We start from the raw sequence: 17,100 nt of genomic DNA, 5'->3' as shown, positions 1-17,100 counted from the left end.
TCGTTTACCTATCCGAGATCGCCATGACTGCCATCGCCCACCGCGCCGCCCTGCTCCACAGCCTCGCCGACCCGGCCGAGGTCGGGCTGGACGCCTCCTACGAATATCACGCCGACGGCCTGCTGCTGGTCGCAGACGGCCGTATCCAGGCCATGGGCCCGGCTGCCGAGCTGCTGCCCACCCTGCCCGCCGGTACCCCGGTGATCGAGCACCCCCACGCCCTCATCACCCCCGGCTTCATCGACACCCATATCCACTATCCGCAGACCGGGATGATCGCCAGCTACGCCGAGCAGCTGCTGGACTGGCTGGACACCTACACCTTCCCCACCGAGGGCGCCTTCGCCGATCCGGCCACGGCTGCCGAGGTGGCCCAGGTCTTCGTCGGGGAGCTGCTGCGCAATGGCACCACCACCGCCCTGGTGTTCGGCAGTGTCCATCCGCAGTCGGTGGACGCCTTCTTCCAGGTCGCCGAGCACCTCGATCTGCGCATGATCGCCGGCAAGGTGCTGATGGACCGTAACGCCCCGGACTACCTGCAGGACACGGCCGAGTCCGCCTACAGGGATAGCAAGGCGCTGATCGAGCGCTGGCACGGCAAGGGTCGGCTGCACTATGCGGTTACCCCGCGCTTCGCGCCGACCAGCACCCCGGAACAACTCGAAGCAGCCGGACGCCTGTTGGCCGAGCACCCGGACGTCTACCTGCATACCCATCTCTCCGAGAACCTCAAGGAGATCGACTGGGTGAAGGCGCTGTTTCCGGAGCGCAGCAACTACCTGGATGTCTACGACCACTTCCAGCTGCTCGGCCCGCGCTCGGTGTTCGCCCATGGCATCCACCTCTGCGCTGCCGAATGCCAGCGCCTGCACGAGACCGGTTCGGCCGTGGCCCACTGCCCTACCTCCAACCTCTTCCTCGGCAGCGGCCTGTTCGATCTCGAGCGGATGGAAGCCTTCAAGGTCAATGTCGGCCTGGGTACCGACGTCGGCGCCGGCACCAGCTTCTCGCTGCTGCAGACCCTCGGCGAGGCCTACAAGGTGCAACAGCTGCGCGGCCATCGCCTGCACCCCTTCAAGTCGCTGTACCTGGCCACCCTCGGCGGCGCCCGCGCCCTGCGCCTGGACGACCGCATCGGCAGCCTGGCCCCCGGCCACGACGCCGACTTCGTGGTGCTCGATCTCAAGGCCACCCCACTGCTGGACTACCGCCTGCAGCAGTCCAAGAGCCTGGAGGAAACCCTGTTCGTCCTCACCACCCTTGGCGACGACCGCGTGGTACGGGAAACCCATGCCGCGGGTCGCCGGGTACACAGTCGCGACGCCTGACTTTGATGGGCTTCGGCAAGCGCGCTGCCTCAGCCCAGCCTACCCATCAACGTAGGTTGGGCTGAGCACAGCGAAGCCCAACAAACTGCCCTCATCCGAGACGCACAAAAAAGCCGCCCCGAGGGGCGGCTTTCGCGTTCAGCCTGAGCCGACTCAGCTGGTGCGATAACGCTCCAGCCAGTGGGCGTAGGGCGCCGGCAACACCCAGGACGGCTTGTCGACGCCCAGGGCCTTGGCCGCATAGTAGGGCCAGTGCGGATCGGCCAGGTGGGCGCGGCCCACCATGACCAGGTCCAGCTGCCCGTCGGCCACTACCTGGTTGGCCAGCACCGGGGTGTCGATGTTCCAGGCCGAGGCGACCTTCAGGCCGGTGGCTTTGCGTACCTGCTCGGTGATGGGCGCCAGCAGACCCGAGCCCCAGGGGATGTTGGCGGTTGGGGTGGAGAAACCGATGCTGACGCTCAGCAGGTCGAGACCTTCGCGCTTGAAGCCCTGGGCCAGCTCGATGGATTCAGCCAGGGTTTCTTCATCGCGGCCGTCGTATTCGATCACGCCGAAACGAGCGGTCAACGGCAAATGCTCCGGCCAGACCTTGCGCACCTCGGCCAGGGTTTCCAGCAGGAAGCGGCTACGGCCGGCCAGATCGCCACCGTACTGGTCGTCGCGCTGGTTGGAGTGCACCGAGAAGAAGCTCTGCGCCAGGTAGCCGTGGGCGAAGTGCAGCTCCAGCCACTCGAAGCCGGCTTCATAGGCACGCTTGGCGGCGTCGACGAAGTCCTGGCGAACCCGGGCGATGTCCTCGAGGGTCATGGCCTTGGGTACCTTAGGCAGGTTGGCGCCAAAGGCCACGGCCGACGGGGCGATGGTGTCCCAGCCACGGGCATCGTCGGCGGCGATGTGATCGTCACCTTCCCAGGGGCGATTGGCGCTGGCCTTGCGACCGGCATGGGCAATCTGGATACCGGGCACCGAACCGGCGGCCTTGATCGCCTGCACCATCGGCACGAAAGCCTGGGCATGGGCGTCGGACCAGATACCGGCGCAGCCGGGGGTGATGCGGCCTTCCGGCGATACAGCGGTGGCCTCGACGATGACCACGCCGGCACCGCCGCGCGCCAGGCCGGCATAGTGCACTTGGTGCCAGTCGTTGATCACGCCGTCGACGGCGCTGTATTGGCACATGGGCGGGATGGCGATGCGATTACGCAGCGTCACGTCCTTGAGGGTAAAGGGTTGGAACAATGCGGACATCTGAGCGGTCTCCCATGAGGTAGCAGCTGGTTCGTTATTTCGATATTAATCGAACATAACATAATCGCCAACCCCCGGTGTATGATTAGCTCATGCGCCCTTTCAAACATCCCAGTCCTGACGAATTCTCCCTTGAGCGCCTGTTCCATGCGCTCAGCGATCCAGTGCGCCTGGATATCGTCCGCTATCTCGCGCGGGTAGCCGAAGCCACCTGCGGCGAACTGGACGGTGGCCGCCCCAAGTCCAGCATGTCGCACCACTTCCGCGTCCTGCGCGACGCCGGGTTGGTGCATACCCGCAATGCCGGCACCACGCACATGAACCAGCTACGCCGTGACGACCTGGATCAGCGCTTTCCTGGCCTGATGGCAGCCATCCTGGCGCAGTCTTCCGATCCGGTCGGCAAGGCCGACTGAAACGGCGCTATCCCTTGCCTTGAGTCTCTTCGCCTATCACGGGCGAATCATGCGCACCCTCCAGGTTGACCCGCGCAGATTGCGCGGTCGCTCGCTCAGCCACCGTGTCCCCTGATGCTGGTCATCGGCTGCTGACTCGCCCCGCCCGACGCCAGGGAACTCGCCCCCCCCTTCCCGGCTCTTCCGGGTATGAAGGTTGCACAAGACGTTGGCAGCACAGCCGCTGGATGCTGTCGGGAGGTGGGTGATGGGCAGGCATTGGGGATTGGCGACCGCGCTCGCAGGGGTCGCCGCACTGTTCGCACTCGTACCCAGCCCTGAGCCTGTGGCCGAAGCCTGGGGCATCCAGCGCGTCATCGCCTTTGGCGACAGCCTCATGGACTGCGGCACCTTCGGCCACATCTATGCCACCAACCCTGGCCGCACCTATCCCCAGGAAATCGCCGATGCCTATGGTATCGACCTGAGCCCCAATCGCCAGGTGGAAGGTTATGGCCATGAAGGCCCGACCTATCCCGATGGGCTCTGTTACGCCGAAGGCGGCGCCGTGACCGGCAGCTTCACCGAACCAGGCTTCGACCATAATGAGGCGCCACTGGCCTTCTCCCAGCAGATCCGCAACTTCGAGCTGCAACACGGCCGCTTCGGCCAGCAGGATCTGGTCCTGGTGCAGATCGGCGGCAACGACATCATCGGCCCCTTCTATGACAAGAGACTCAAGGCCGCGCTGATGGCCGATGCCCCCTTACCCCAGGACGTGCGCGAGCAGATCGAGGGCCGGATCCGCCATACCGCGCTGAACGAGGTCAAGCTGCTGCGCTATCTGCTGGGCCTGGGTGCCCAACGCCTGGTGGTACTCAACAACACCGACTATGGCAAGGCGCCCTATCTCGAACCCTGGACGCCCGCCCTGGCCGAGCGCAATCACGAGCTGGTGCGACTCTACAACGAGACCCTGCAGGCCAATCTGCCAGCCGGTGACCGGCTACTGCTGGTGGACGCCTATCGGGTGATGGAAGAAGTCTTCGCCCACTACGGCAACTATGGCTTCACCCATGCCGAAGGCGACGCCTGCCTGCCCGGCCGGGAATTCTGCGACCCGGACAGCTACGTCGAGCCCGGCGCCGACCAGGCCTATATCTTTGGCGCTCGCGGTCATTTCGCCAGCCGCACCCATAGCATGCTGGCCCAGGTGGTACTGGAACGCATCGCCCAGACCTGGCCCGACAGCGCCGTGCCGGACAAGCCACTGCTGGCAAACGCCCACCTTCCGAACGCACCGACCGTCCACTAGCGCAGCGCCCTGTCCTGGTGCCGGCGCTCGCCGAGGCGCACCGTGGCAGAGCAGGGAAAACTAGCTGCCGCGATAGGTCGAGTAACCGTAGGGCGAGACCAGCAGAGGCACATGGTAGTGCGAGGCCGCATCGGCGATGCCAAAACGCAGTACCACCGTATCAAGGAAGGCGGGCTCATCGAGCAGCACGCCCCGTTGCCGATAGTAGTCGCCCACGTCGAATTCCAGCTCATAGCATCCGGCCGTGAAGGCCGCCCCCTGCAATAGCGGCCCGTCGCCACGGCCATCGGCATTGGTGCACAGCTCGCCCAGGGCCTCCCGCACACCGGCCTGCAACCGGTACAGGCGTAGGGCGATACCGGCGCCAGGACAGCCGCCGGTAGTGTCCAGGACATGGGTCGTCAGGTATCCAGTAGCGGACGAAGCGGGCATCGGTGGACTCCTGCAAGGGGGATGTTCCAGCCTAGCAGTTTTCCGCCCATCGATTGTATACAGCGCTGGCACCAGAGCTTTGCCAGCGGTATCGCGCCTTTCCAGGGCGTCCGGAGTCTTCAGACCGGTCAGACCAGTTAGGCAGGATTCTTGCTGGGACTCGGCAAAGGCCTCCAAACATTGTATACAAAACATCTCGACTGCCAGGATGCCCCTTCCATGACCTATCCCCGTGATCTGATCGGCTATGGCGCTCAGCCGCCCCACCCCCGCTGGCCAGGTGATGCCCGCATCGCCCTGTCCTTCGTGCTGAACTACGAAGAAGGCGGCGAACGCAACATCCTGCACGGCGATAAGGAATCCGAAGCCTTCCTGTCCGAGATGGTCGCCGCCCAGCCCCTGCCAGGGGTGCGCAACATGTCGATGGAGTCTCTCTACGAATACGGCAGTCGCGCGGGCGTCTGGCGCATCCTGGAGCTGTTCGCCAAGCATCAGGTACCCCTGACCGTCTTTGCCGTGGCCATGGCCGCCGAGCGCCATCCCGAGGTCATCCGCGCCATGGTGCAGGCCGGCCACGAGATCTGCAGCCACGGCTACCGCTGGATCGACTACCAGTACATGGACGAAGCCGAGGAGCGCGCCCATCTGCAGCGCGCCATCGAGATCCTTACCGAACTCACCGGCGAGCGTCCGCTGGGCTGGTACACCGGGCGCACCGGGCCCAACACCCGACGCCTGGTGATGGAGGAAGGCGGCTTTCTCTATGACAGCGACACCTACGACGACGACCTGCCCTACTGGGAACCCACGGCCCCGGCCGGCAAGCCACACCTGGTGATCCCCTACACCCTGGACACCAACGACATGAGATTCACCCAGGTCCAGGGCTTCCACACCGCCGAGCAATTCTTCCAGTACCTCAAGGACGCCTTCGACACCCTTTATGAAGAAGGCGCCACCGCGCCCAAGATGCTTTCCATCGGCCTGCACTGCCGGCTGATCGGCCGCCCCGGCCGCCTGGTGGGCCTGAAGCGCTTCCTGGAGTACGCCCAGAGCCACGAGCGGGTCTGGTTCGCCCGCCGCGTGGACATCGCCCGTCACTGGCACAGGGAGCATCCGCCGGCATGAGCGCCTTCCAGACCGTCACGCCCAGCCAGTTGGATCGTGCTGCCTTCGTGGCGGCCTTCGGCGGCGTCTACGAGCACTCCGCCTGGGTCGCCGAGCGTGTCTTCGATGAGGGCATGCCGCTGCCGGACACCATCGAAGCCCTGCACCAGCACCTCGCCGCGCAGGTCGCCCAGGCCAGCCAGGCCGAGCAACTGGCGCTGATCCAGGCACACCCTGACCTCGCCGGTCGTGCCGCCCTGGCCGGGGAGCTGACCGCGGCCAGCAGTGGCGAACAGGCCGGCGCTGGCCTGGACCAGTGCAGCCCCGACGAGCTGACGCGCTTCACCCGCTACAACGAGGCCTACCGCGCCAAGTTCAGCTTCCCCTTCATCATGGCGGTGAAGGGCAGCAACCGGCACCTGATCCTGGCGGCCTTCGAAGAACGCCTGCCCAACACCCCGGAGCAGGAATTCCAGCGCGCCCTGGCCGAGATCGACCGCATCGCCCTCTTCCGCTTGCAGACCCTCTGACCCCTTCCGCATAAGAGTCCGCCCATGAAACGCACCTACGCCGCGCCCTTCGAGAAGTACCTCAACCTCGCCGATGCTCGCCTCGGCACCCAGGTCATCAGCGTCACCGATGACTGGTTCGCTGCCGCCGATCGCATGCTCCAGCCCCACGAGCCGGAGTGGAAGGAAGGCGTCTACGACGACAACGGCAAGTGGATGGATGGCTGGGAATCACGGCGCAAGCGTTTCGAAGGCTACGACCACGCGGTGATCCGGTTGGGCGTGCCCGGTTCGATCAAGGGCGTCGACATCGATACCCGCTGGTTCACCGGCAACTATCCGCCCTCCGCCTCCCTGGAAGCCTGCTTCTGTGCCGAGGGCGACCCGGCCGCCGACGCCGCCTGGACCGAGGTGCTGCCGGCCGTGGAACTGCAGGGCAACAGCCATCACTATCACGTCATCGGTGACGACCGCCCTTGGACCCACCTGCGGCTGAACATCTATCCAGACGGTGGCGTCGCCCGCCTGCGGGTCTACGGCATTCCCCATCGCGACTGGTCGGCCCAGGCCGAAGACGAGGTGCTGGACCTGGCCGCCGCCCTCAATGGCGGTCGCGCCCTGGCCTGCAACGACGAACACTATGGCCGCATGAGCAACATCCTGAATCCGGGCCGCGCCGACAGCATGGCCGATGGCTGGGAAACCGCCCGCCGCCGCACCCCCGGCAACGACTGGGTGATCATCGCCCTGGGCCATGCCGGCATCGTCGAAGAGATCCTGGTGGATACCCTGCACTTCAAGGGCAACTACCCGGACAGCTGCCAGATCCAGGGCGCCTACGTACGCGGCGGCACCGATGGCCAGATCGAAACCCAGAGCCTCTACTGGAAGGAACTGCTGCCACCGCAGAAGCTGCAGATGCACCAGGAGCACAGCTTCCGTGAGCAGATCCGTGACCTTGGCCCCATCACCCACGTGCGGTTGAACATCTTCCCGGATGGCGGCGTCAGCCGACTGCGGCTGTTCGGCAAGGTGGCGCGGGGCCAGGCATGAACCGGCAACTGCGCATCGAGCCCTTGACCGCCGAGGGCTTCGCGCCCTTCGGCGAGGTCATCGAGACGGCAGGCCGGGACTGGTTTCCCATCAACAATGGCTCGACCCAGAGATACCACGCCCTGGCGCGGGTCGAGACAGGACCAGCGGACGGTGCGGCGATCATCAGCATCTTTCGCGCCCGGCGCCTGGACTATCCGCTGACCATCGCCATGCTCGAACGCCATCCCCACGGCAGCCAGGCCTTCGTCCCGCTACGCGGCGAACCCTTTCTGGTGGTGGTGGCGCCGCCGGCGGCAGCCCCGGATGCCGGCGCCATCCGCGTCTTTCGCACCGATGGCCGCCAGGGCATCAACTACCACGCCGGGGTCTGGCACCACCCGGTGCTGGCCCTGCGCGACGAGGACGAATTCCTTATCGTCGATCGCGCCGGTACCCTGCCCGACTGCGACGAGTTCTTCTTCGCCGCAGGTGAATGCCCGACCCTGGCGCTCTAGGGCGCAGCCGGTGCGCGCCTGAGTTGCTTGCGCAGCAGGCGCGCACTGTCCAGGCAGACCCAGGCCACCGCCAGCCAGATGGGACCATAGGTCCAGATGGCGCCCTCCGGCAACTGCTCACCGAGCACATAGAGGGCGACGAAGACCAGCAGCGCCGGCTCCACGTAACTGAGGATACCGAACAGACTCAGTGGCAGCATGCGGCTGGAGGCCAGCATGGCGGCGAAGGCGATGGCGCTGAGCAGGCCCAGCCCCGGCAGCAGTGCCCACAGCCAGGGTGTCTGCTGCAGGATCAGGCTGGGCGAAAACCAGTGCAGCGCGAGCAGCGCGAAGGGCAGCAGGCAGCACATCTCCAGCACGAAGCCGGACAGCGCATCCACCGCCATCCAGCGGCGCAGGACGAAATACGGCGGATAGCCCACCACCGGCAACAGGCTGACCCAGGACAGCGCCCCGGTCACCCAGACCTCGTTGATCACCCCCAGCAGCGCACAACCCACCGCCAGGCGCTGCAGCGGTCTCAGGCGCTCGCCGTAGACCAGCCGCCCGGTCAGTACGATGGCCAGGGGCAGCAGGAAATAGCCCAGCGACATGGCCATGGCTTCGCCGTTCATGGTCGCCCAGACGAACACCCACCACTGGATGCCCATCAACAGCGCCGCCGCCGGGATGGCCAGGCACAGCCGGGGCTCGCGCACCAGCCGCTTGAGCGTAGCCAGCAAGGCCTTGCCCTCACGCAGGACCACCACCAGCAGGAGCACCATCGGCAGCGACCAGACCACCCGCAGGGCCACCACCTGCAGGCCGTCCAGCGGCGCCAGCCAGACGAAGTACACCGGCATCAGTGCGAACAGCACCGAAGACAGCACCGAGAGGCCCAGCCCCTTGCCCGACAGCACATTCATGACTGACGCCCCTGACGGTTGATGAACAGCGAGAGCAGGATGATGCCGCCGCCCAGCAACAGCCTAGGCAGATCGGCCGGATGCTGCCAGATCAGCAGGCTGACCAGCAGACCGGCCGGCACATGCGCCTCGTTCATGATCGCCAGGGTGCCGCCATTGACGCGGAGCGAGCCCAGCGTCCACCAGTAGAGGCCAAGTGCCGTGGCGAACACGCCCATCCAGACCAGCACGCCCCATTGCAGACCGGTGCTGGGCAGGCGCGCCGGATTGCCGAACAGCAGAAAGGACAGCGCCGCGACCAGCAAGGCACCGAGAAAGAACAGGCCGAAGTAGCGATGCAAGGCGCCCTGCCCGGCATAGGCGTGCCCCAGGTGCTTGCACAGCACCTGGCCGGCGGCGAAGGTCAGGTTGGCCACCTGCAACAGCAGGAAGCCCAGCAGATAGTCGCCGGCCAGTGGCTGGAAGCGAATCAGGGCAGCGCCCCCGACCGCCACCACGGCGGCCAGCAGCGACCAGGGGCGCAAGCGGCGCTGCCAGGCATCGTCCAGCAGGGTCACATAGATGGGCGTGAGCACCGTGAACAGCAAGACCTCCGGGACCGTCAGGACGGCGAAGCTGCGATACAGGCACAGATAGGTAATGCCGAACTGCAGGGCACCAGCAGCCATCAGCCCCAGGGCGAAGCGTCCAGGGACCCCGCGCCAGCGGGTGAAGGGCAGGAACAGCACGAAGGCGATGGCAACACGGGCCAGCACGGCGAAGTCGCTGTCGACCCGACCGGCGAGATACTCGCCGATCAGGCTGAAGGAAAACGCCCAGATGAGGGTGACGAGCAGGAGATAAGGCATGGCGACGACGCACGAAAAAGGTGCGCGACCTTAACGTGCCCGCCGCCGGAGGGAAACCCCTCGCTGGCAGCCGCTCAACGCGTGGCGTTCAGGCCCGAGGGATCGCCGCCGGAAAGGCCTGCGACCGACTGGTTGGCTTGCAGCACATTGTCGGCACCGGAGACCAGGGTCTTTGGCTCACCCACGCCCGCGGCCCGGGACCAGTACACCTGCTGGTTGGAACCACCCACGGCGATGTCGGCCTGGCTGAGCAGGGTCAGGCGCGCCTTGGCGCCGTAGCCATAGGCATCGACCTTGGCCAGGCCGTCACTGCCGCGCACATTGGCCTGCACCTGCTGGTAGCCACCGCCAATGCTCAGGCTGGCCACCGCGCCCTTGACCGTGGTGACGCTGCCCAGCCCATGGATGGCCAGGGCCTGGGCGCTGTCGAGCACCAGCCGATGATGACTGCCGTAGACGGTCACCGTGCCGCACTGGCCTTTCAACGTCAGGGTATTGCCTTCGCCGGACAGAGACACGTCCCGGCCTTCGCAGTCGAGGGTGCGACTGATGTTCATGCCATCGATATCGAGGGGCGCACTGGCCGTGGATACCGGCTCTTCGGCATGGACCAGCAGCGGAGCGACGAGCAGACAGCAACCCAGCAACGCCTTGAATGACGACATGGAGAATCCTTGTCTTGCCTAGAGTGGAAACTCATCGGCAAGCTTGGAGCGTGACGCCGGCAGGACATTTGCTCCTGCGTCTCGCTTTTTTTCATCCCGTGATGGACACCGCGTTTTCCCATTGCCCCCTCAGGCACTACCATGCGCCCTTTCGTGGCTCCAGAGCGCTCGATGAAGACTCCTCGCGTTTCCCTCGATCAGTGGCGGACCCTGCAGGCGGTGGTGGACCACGGCGGCTATGCCCAGGCCGCCGAGGTGCTGCACCGCTCCCAGTCGTCGATCAGCTATACCGTCGCCCGCATGCAGGAGCAGCTCGGCGTGCCGCTGCTGCGCCTGGAGGGCCGTCGCGCCGTGTTGACCGACGCCGGCGCCGTGCTGCTGCGCCGCTCGCGCCGGCTGGTGCAGCAGGCCAGCCAGCTGGAAGAGCTGGCCTACCACATGGAACAGGGATGGGAGTCCGAGGTGCGCCTGGTGGTGGACGCCGCCTATCCGACTCGCTCGCTGTTGCTGTGCCTGCGCGAATTCATGCCGCAGAGTCGCGGCTGCCGGGTGCGTCTGCGCGAAGAGGTCCTGTCCGGGGTGGAAGAAGCCCTGCTCGATGGCTCGGCGGACCTGGCGATCACCGGCCTGGTGATCGCGGCCCACCTGGGCGCCTCCCTGGGCAATGTCGAGTTCGTCGCGGTCGCCCATCCCGAGCATCCGCTTCATCAATTGCAGCGCACCCTGGTGACCGCTGATCTGGAAGAGCAGCTGCAGATCGTCATTCGTGACAGCGGTCGCGCCCAGCCGCGCGATGCCGGCTGGCTGGCCGCCGAGCAGCGCTGGACGGTAGGCAGCATCAGCACCGCGGCCACCTTCCTGCGTGACGGCCTGGGCTTCGCCTGGCTGCCACGGGATGCCATCCAGACCGACCTCGACGCCGGGCTGCTCAAGCCGCTGCCGCTGGAACAGGGCGCGCACCGCTTCCATCCCTTCCAGCTCTACAAGACCCGCCAGCACGAGCTGGGCCCGGCCTCGCAGATCCTCATGAACCTCCTGCGCAAGCACGCCCTGCCACGCTGACCGTGGCGGGGGGCCAGCCGGGTTGCTATCGTTCGCCAGTCGTCTCCGCCACTCAAGGATCCATCATGTTCAAAGCCCTGCTTGCCGCCTGCGCCCTGTTCGTCGCCTCCACCGCCTGGGCCGCGGACAATCCGCACGTGCTCATCAGCACCAACAAGGGTGACATCGAGGTCGAGCTGGATGCGGCCAAGGCACCGGTCAGTACCGAGAACTTCCTCGCCTATGTCGACAGCGGCTTCTACAAGGGCACCCTGTTTCACCGCGTGATCCCCGGCTTCATGATCCAGGGCGGCGGTTACACCCGCGACATGCAGGAAAAGCGCACCAAGGCACCGATCAAGAACGAAGCCGACAATGGCCTGAAGAACCTGCGCGGCACCCTGGCCATGGCACGTACTTCGGACGTCAACTCCGCCACCAGTCAGTTCTTCATCAACGTCGAGAACAATGCCTTCCTCGACCACGGCTCGCGAGACTTCGGCTACGCGGTATTCGGCAAGGTCGTGCGCGGCATGGAAGTCGTCGACCAGATCGCCGGGGTCCAGACCACCCGCCAGGGCATGCTGCGCGACATTCCTCGTGAACCGGTCATGATTCTCGCTGCCAAACGGCTGTAAGCCGAACCGTCCGACTGGATGATCTGTGCCGATCATCCAGTCCCAACGGCGAGGTCCCCCTTTCGGCGACGCGACACGCTGTCTCCCCTCTACAAGGACCCCGCATGATCTTTCGCCGCTTCGAACGCATCATCGATGCGTTTCGGGATGCTCCCGATGAAATGCCGCCCGCTCGGGTCGGTGCCTTCTACCTGCATTTCCTCAAGCAAGCCTGGCCCGCCTTCGCCCTGCTGCTGGTGGTAGGCCTGATCGGCGCCCTGGTCGAGGTCGCCCTCTTCAACTTCATCGGCCAGATCGTCGACCTGGCGGGCAGCGCGCCCAACAGCACCGTGTTCTTCCAGGAGCATGGCGGCACCCTGATCTGGATGGCCGTGGTCACCCTGGTCATCCGCCCGCTGTTCATCAGCCTGCACGACCTGCTGGTGCACCAGACCATCACCCCCAGCCTCACCACCCTGATCCGCTGGCAGAACCATCGCTATGTGCTCAAGCAAAGCCTGGGCTTCTTCCACAGCGACTTCGCCGGACGCATCTCCAACCGCATCATGCAGACCGGCGTCTCCCTGCGCGATTCGGCCGTGCAGGCGGTGGACGCCATCTGGCACGTGCTGATCTTCGCCGTCACCTCGCTGATCCTGTTCGCCCAGGCCGATGTCTGGCTGATGGTGCCCCTGATCCTGTGGATCATCGGCTACGTCATCGCCCTCTGGTATTTCGTGCCCCAGACCAAGGAGCGCTCGGCCATCGCCTCGGAATCCCGCTCGCAGCTTTCCGGGCGCATCGTCGACGGCTACACCAACATCTCCACCCTCAAGCTCTTTTCCCATTCGGCCCAGGAGGAGCAATACGCCCGCCAGGCCATGGAAGAGCAGACCGAGAAAGCCGAGAGCGCCGCCCGCCTGATCACCGCCATGGGCGTGACCATCGCCATCCTCAGCGGCTTCCTCATCGCTGGCACCACGGGCCTGGCCCTCTGGCTCTGGCACCAGGGCGTCATCAGCGTCGGCGCCATCGCCCTGGCCACCGGTCTGGTGATCCGCATCAACAGCATGTCCGGCTGGATCATGTGGGTGGTCAACGGCATCTTCGAGAACATCGGCATGGTGCAGGACGGCATGAGCACCATCGCCAAGCCGCGCCAGGTCGGCGACGCCCCGGACGCCAAGCCGCTGCAGGTGACCCGTGGCGCGGTGCTGTTCGAGGACATCGCCTTCCACTACGGCAAGGGGGCGGGCATCATCGAAGGCCTGACCCTGGACGTGGCTCCCGGCGAGAAGATCGGTCTGGTCGGCCCCTCCGGGGCGGGCAAGTCGACGCTGATCAACATCCTGCTACGGCTCTATGACCTGGAAGGCGGTCGTATCCTGGTCGATGGCCAGGACGTCGCCCACGTCACCCAGGAAAGCCTGAGATGCCAGATCGGCGTGGTCACCCAGGATACCTCGCTGCTGCATCGCTCGATCCGCGAGAATCTGCTCTACGGTCGCCCCGAGGCCACCGATGAGGAGCTGCACGCCGCGCTGCGCAAGGCCAAGGCCGATGACTTCATCGCGCGCATCACCGATGCCCATGGCCGCACCGGGCTGGATGCCCAGGTGGGTGAACGCGGGGTCAAGCTCTCCGGCGGCCAGCGCCAGCGCATCGCCATCGCCCGTACCCTGCTCAAGGACGCACCCATCCTGCTGCTGGACGAAGCCACCTCCGCCCTCGACTCCGAGGTGGAGGCCGCGATCCAGGAGAGCCTGGAAACCCTGATGGAAGGCAAGACGGTGATCGCCATCGCCCACCGGCTGTCGACCATCTCGCGTATGGACCGCCTGGTGGTCATGGAACGCGGCCAGATCGTCGAGATGGGTTCCCATGACGAGCTGATCGCCTACAACGGTCTCTATGCCCGCCTATGGCGCCATCAGACCGGTGGCTTCGTCGGTCACGGCGTACCGGGCAGGCAGCGGGTGCGCAGCAGCTCAAGCTGATGCTCTTGGTCCAGGCCGGGATAGAAGCCCTGGATCTTCTGGAAGCCACCCAGCCAGCTGCGCCGCTCCACCACGCACTCGAACACCGGGCAGGCCGCCTGCCCGGCCTGCCCGCAGTCACGGTAGTAGGTCAGCTGCTGGCTCTTCTGTGCCGTACCCTTGAAAGTACCCGGACGATCCTGCAGCAGATAGAAGTCGATTTCCGCGGCGCTGCGATGATTCTCCCACTGGAACGCCAGAGTACTAGGATAGAAAAGCACCAGCAGGGAGGCCAGCAGCACCCAGAGAATGGCCGCGGTCAGCGGCAAGGGCAATCGCGAGCGAAAGCGGCGTCCGCCGCGAATGATCAGCGCGGTGACCACCGTGACCAGGGCCAGGGCGATGCACAGCGACGGCAAGCCTGTGATGACCTGGCCGGCCACACCGATATCCAGGCCGCTGGGCGATGGCACCGTCCGATAGCCGATCTCCAGCCGCTCCCAGCCCACCCGATTACCGATCAGACCGGCAAGACCGAAGGCGACGGCCAGGCCCACCAGGGCCCAGAAGGTACGAGGATTGGTACTGCGCATGGGCAATCGTCCAGACAAAGACCGGGAGACTGCCTAAGCCCGCCGGCGAAGGCAAATCAGAATTCTGCCCTGCTCCTGTGCTCTATTGAAGGCATCCGCCTGAGGAACCCGTCCATGTCCATCGATCTTGACCGCGCTACCCACATCGTTGAAAAAGCCTTTTTACCGCTGCGCGGCAACGTCCGCGAAGATCCCAGCGACGCCAGCTTTGCCCTGACCGTGACCGACGGCAGCCAGGTACTGGCCTCGATCGCCCACGTCGCGCGCAGTCAATACAGCCACGCCGGACACCTCGCGGCGCTGATCGAACAGACCCGCCTGGAACTGGCACGCGACGGCCACGCCCTCGAACCCTGGTCGATGCCGGGCTAGCAGCCGATCACCGCCGGTGACCGCGAGGTTCGGCAAGGCCGTGTCGAGCTGATAGACTGCCGCCCCGCAGCCGCCACACACCGTGGCCCAACGCGAGTGGTTATCGTGGAAATTTTCAAAGAATTCGTTTTCGAAGCCGCACACTTCCTGCCCAACGTTCCGCCGGGCCACAAGTGCGGGCGTCTCCATGGGCATTCCTTCAAGGTAGGCCTGCATATCGAGGGCGCCGTCGACCCTCATACCGGCTGGGTACGGGATTTCGCCGATATAAAGGCCGCCTTCAAACCCCTGTACGAGCGTCTCGACCACCATTATCTGAATGACATCCCGGGCCTTGAGAACCCGACCAGCGAAGTCCTCGCGCGCTGGATCTGGCAACAGCTCAAGCCGCTCCTGCCCGAGCTCAGCCAGGTTCGCGTCCATGAGACCTGTACCTGTGGCTGCATCTACCGCGGCGACTAATTCGCCTCTCCCATTCAAGGCGGCGATGGTGGCAGTCATTTTTCTGCCATAATTCGCGCCTGCCAACTGTCGACGTATCCCCATGTTCGAACTTTTCAGCGGACTCCACGCCTGGGTCGCCATCAGCCTCGTCTTGGCCCTGGCCTTTGTGCTGGCCTTTGAATTCATCAATGGCTTCCACGACACCGCCAATGCCGTCGCCACGGTGATCTACACCAAGGCGATGCCACCGCACCTCGCAGTGCTCTTCTCTGGCATCTTCAACTTCCTCGGCGTGCTGCTCGGCGGCGTTGGCGTTGCCTATGCCATCGTCCACCTCTTGCCGGTGGAACTGCTGATCAACGTCAACACCGGCCACGGGCTGGCCATGGTGTTCTCCCTGCTCGCCGCGGCCATCACCTGGAACCTGGGCACCTGGTACTTCGGCATCCCCGCCTCCAGTTCCCATACGCTGATCGGTTCCATCCTCGGCGTCGGCGTGACCAACGCCCTGCTGACCGGCATTCCGATGAGCGAAGGCGTCAATTGGCAGAAGGCGATCGACATCGGCCTGTCGCTGATCTTCTCGCCGCTGGCCGGCTTCGCCGTCGCCGGCCTGCTGCTGCTCGCCCTCAAGCGCTGGCGGCCGCTGTCCAAGATGCACAAGACCCCCGAGCAGCGCCGTGAGGTGGACGCCAAGAAGCATCCGCCCTTCTGGAATCGTCTGATGCTGGTTCTCTCGGCCATGGGCATGAGCTTCGTGCATGGCTCCAACGACGGCCAGAAAGGCATTGGCCTGATCATGCTGGTGCTGATCGGCATCGTCCCGGCCAAGTTCGTCCTGGACCTGGACAGCACGACCTACCAGATCGAGCGCACCCGCGACGCCGCCATCCACCTGGGCCAGTTCTACGAGCGCCAGGGCGACAACCTGAAGGACTTCCTCGCCGAAGTGCGCGGCAATCGCGACCTGCCCCAGGAATTCCGCTGCGCCCCGCACATGACCCTGCCCACCCTGCAGGCCCTGCTGGCCGACCTGGAAGGCATCACCGACTACCGCGCCATGAGTGACGATCATCGCCAGCAGGTGCGTCGCTACCTGCTGTGCCTGGACGACACCGCCAAGAAAGTCAGCAAGCTGCCGGTACTGACCGCGCGCGACCGTGACGATCTCAGCCGGCTGCGCAAGGACCTCACCAGCACCACCGAATACGCGCCCTTCTGGGTCATCATCGCCGTCGCCCTGGCCCTGGGCATCGGCACCATGGTCGGCTGGCGTCGCGTGGTTCTCACCGTGGGCGAGAAGATCGGCCGCCAGGGCATGACCTATGCGCAGGGCGTCAGTGCCCAGGTGACGGCCGTGGCCGCCATCGGCATGGCCAACGTCTTCGCCCTGCCCGTCTCCACGACCCACGTGCTGTCTTCGGGCGTAGCGGGCACCATGGTCGCCAACCGCAGCGGCCTGCAAGGCAGTACGGTGCGCAACATCCTCATGGCCTGGGTACTCACCCTGCCCGCCTCCATGGCCCTTTCCGCCGGCCTGTTCTGGCTGGCCCACCTGTTCCTGTAATCCCTGCCACCCGGGCGATGCTCAGACGTCGCCCGGGCAAGCCCCTCGTCGGGAAAGCCTGAACAGGATAGCTATTGACGTGTCTAGTGAAATGTGTCCAGCAGCGACACTTTTTCCGAGACAGCCGTACGGTGAACGTCAATGACTCCTGCGACCTATATCCTTCTTCTTGTACTTGGCTGGCT

19 protein-coding genes are annotated in these 17,100 nt (G+C 65.4%); 13 read left to right on the top strand and 6 right to left on the bottom strand.

Translation table 11 applies throughout. The features are described 5' to 3' along the window. Window positions 1-23: 23 nt before the first annotated feature. Complete coding sequence (gene guaD, locus ACUCV0_RS09035; protein ID WP_482212517.1) at window positions 24-1,328, top strand: guanine deaminase; 1,305 nt, start codon at window positions 24-26, stop codon at window positions 1,326-1,328. Window positions 1,329-1,481: 153 nt separating this feature from the next. On the opposite strand, the gene ACUCV0_RS09030 is transcribed toward guaD, so the two are convergent. Next, window positions 1,482-2,579, bottom strand: a complete 1,098-nt coding sequence (locus ACUCV0_RS09030) for an NADH:flavin oxidoreductase/NADH oxidase (RefSeq protein ID WP_482212516.1) — start codon at window positions 2,577-2,579, stop codon at window positions 1,482-1,484. Between the two features lie 92 nt (window positions 2,580-2,671). Between ACUCV0_RS09030 and ACUCV0_RS09025 the strand changes: the two genes are divergently transcribed. Together ACUCV0_RS09025 and ACUCV0_RS09020 are read left to right on the top strand one after the other, a co-directional pair. Further along, window positions 2,672-2,995 (top strand): metalloregulator ArsR/SmtB family transcription factor, encoded by a 324-nt coding sequence (locus ACUCV0_RS09025; protein ID WP_313647250.1) that lies wholly within the window; start codon window positions 2,672-2,674, stop codon window positions 2,993-2,995. A 265-nt stretch (window positions 2,996-3,260) separates the two neighbouring features. Then, window positions 3,261-4,289, top strand: a complete 1,029-nt coding sequence (locus ACUCV0_RS09020; protein WP_313647249.1) for an SGNH/GDSL hydrolase family protein — start codon at window positions 3,261-3,263, stop codon at window positions 4,287-4,289. Between the two features lie 60 nt (window positions 4,290-4,349). On the opposite strand, the gene uraH is transcribed toward ACUCV0_RS09020, so the two are convergent. Continuing rightward, on the bottom strand, window positions 4,350-4,721 hold the full coding sequence (gene uraH, locus ACUCV0_RS09015) for a hydroxyisourate hydrolase (RefSeq protein ID WP_313647248.1): 372 nt from the start codon (window positions 4,719-4,721) through the stop codon (window positions 4,350-4,352). A 219-nt stretch (window positions 4,722-4,940) separates the two neighbouring features. Between uraH and puuE the strand changes: the two genes are divergently transcribed. Genes puuE through ACUCV0_RS08995 form a run of 4 tightly spaced genes read left to right on the top strand, consistent with a single transcriptional unit; the run spans window position 4,941 to window position 7,887 of the window. After that, on the top strand, window positions 4,941-5,849 hold the full coding sequence (gene puuE, locus ACUCV0_RS09010; protein ID WP_313647247.1) for an allantoinase PuuE: 909 nt from the start codon (window positions 4,941-4,943) through the stop codon (window positions 5,847-5,849). Beyond that, on the top strand, window positions 5,846-6,358 hold the full coding sequence (gene uraD, locus ACUCV0_RS09005) for a 2-oxo-4-hydroxy-4-carboxy-5-ureidoimidazoline decarboxylase (protein WP_313647246.1): 513 nt from the start codon (window positions 5,846-5,848) through the stop codon (window positions 6,356-6,358). Before puuE ends, uraD begins: the two co-directional genes overlap by 4 nt. Before the next feature lie 24 nt (window positions 6,359-6,382). Next, complete coding sequence (gene alc, locus ACUCV0_RS09000) at window positions 6,383-7,390, top strand: allantoicase (protein ID WP_059315307.1); 1,008 nt, start codon at window positions 6,383-6,385, stop codon at window positions 7,388-7,390. Continuing rightward, complete coding sequence (locus tag ACUCV0_RS08995; protein WP_482212515.1) at window positions 7,387-7,887, top strand: ureidoglycolate lyase; 501 nt, start codon at window positions 7,387-7,389, stop codon at window positions 7,885-7,887. The genes alc and ACUCV0_RS08995 overlap by 4 nt, the downstream gene beginning before the upstream one ends. Here ACUCV0_RS08995 and rarD read toward each other — a convergent pair. The 3 genes from rarD to ACUCV0_RS08980 all read right to left on the bottom strand — a co-directional run bounded on the left by rarD (window position 7,884) and on the right by ACUCV0_RS08980 (window position 10,305). After that, the gene (gene rarD / locus ACUCV0_RS08990) at window positions 7,884-8,792 is read right to left on the bottom strand and encodes an EamA family transporter RarD (RefSeq protein ID WP_059315309.1); all 909 of its coding nucleotides are present in this window, start codon (window positions 8,790-8,792) and stop codon (window positions 7,884-7,886) included. The two genes, ACUCV0_RS08995 and rarD, sit on opposite strands and share 4 nt — an antisense overlap. Continuing rightward, the gene (locus ACUCV0_RS08985) at window positions 8,789-9,640 is read right to left on the bottom strand and encodes an EamA family transporter (protein WP_271655241.1); all 852 of its coding nucleotides are present in this window, start codon (window positions 9,638-9,640) and stop codon (window positions 8,789-8,791) included. Before ACUCV0_RS08985 ends, rarD begins: the two co-directional genes overlap by 4 nt. 74 nt (window positions 9,641-9,714) lie before the next feature. Beyond that, entirely contained in the window at window positions 9,715-10,305 is a 591-nt protein-coding gene (locus ACUCV0_RS08980) for a DUF3060 domain-containing protein (RefSeq protein ID WP_059315311.1), read from the bottom strand. Between the two features lie 171 nt (window positions 10,306-10,476). Here ACUCV0_RS08980 and ACUCV0_RS08975 point away from each other — a divergent pair, with 171 nt between their 5' ends. From ACUCV0_RS08975 to ACUCV0_RS08965, 3 genes are all read left to right on the top strand, one after another. Continuing rightward, window positions 10,477-11,367 (top strand): LysR family transcriptional regulator, encoded by an 891-nt coding sequence (locus ACUCV0_RS08975; RefSeq protein ID WP_059315312.1) that lies wholly within the window; start codon window positions 10,477-10,479, stop codon window positions 11,365-11,367. Window positions 11,368-11,432: 65 nt separating this feature from the next. After that, entirely contained in the window at window positions 11,433-11,984 is a 552-nt protein-coding gene (locus ACUCV0_RS08970; protein WP_059315313.1) for a peptidylprolyl isomerase, read from the top strand. Window positions 11,985-12,088: 104 nt separating this feature from the next. Then, window positions 12,089-13,960, top strand: coding sequence for an ABC transporter ATP-binding protein (locus ACUCV0_RS08965; protein ID WP_059315314.1), 1,872 nt, complete (start codon window positions 12,089-12,091; stop codon window positions 13,958-13,960). On the opposite strand, the gene ACUCV0_RS08960 is transcribed toward ACUCV0_RS08965, so the two are convergent. Further along, window positions 13,915-14,532, bottom strand: coding sequence for a hypothetical protein (locus tag ACUCV0_RS08960; protein WP_271655245.1), 618 nt, complete (start codon window positions 14,530-14,532; stop codon window positions 13,915-13,917). The two genes, ACUCV0_RS08965 and ACUCV0_RS08960, sit on opposite strands and share 46 nt — an antisense overlap. A gap of 114 nt (window positions 14,533-14,646) precedes the next feature. On the opposite strand from ACUCV0_RS08960, the gene ACUCV0_RS08955 reads away from it, so the two are divergent. The 3 genes from ACUCV0_RS08955 (at window position 14,647) to ACUCV0_RS08945 (ending at window position 16,915) form a co-directional block, all read left to right on the top strand. Beyond that, entirely contained in the window at window positions 14,647-14,904 is a 258-nt protein-coding gene (locus ACUCV0_RS08955) for a DUF1652 domain-containing protein (protein ID WP_313647245.1), read from the top strand. 105 nt (window positions 14,905-15,009) lie between these two features. Continuing rightward, on the top strand, window positions 15,010-15,366 hold the full coding sequence (gene queD, locus ACUCV0_RS08950; RefSeq protein ID WP_082696356.1) for a 6-carboxytetrahydropterin synthase QueD: 357 nt from the start codon (window positions 15,010-15,012) through the stop codon (window positions 15,364-15,366). A gap of 82 nt (window positions 15,367-15,448) precedes the next feature. After that, window positions 15,449-16,915 (top strand): inorganic phosphate transporter, encoded by a 1,467-nt coding sequence (locus ACUCV0_RS08945; protein WP_313647244.1) that lies wholly within the window; start codon window positions 15,449-15,451, stop codon window positions 16,913-16,915. Window positions 16,916-17,100 lie beyond the last annotated feature (185 nt).

This window comes from Pseudomonas sp. VMV1 (genome assembly GCF_056790235.1).
The sequence above is the reverse complement of the archived record's forward strand: the minus strand, read 5'-3'. Positions and strand labels throughout refer to the sequence as shown.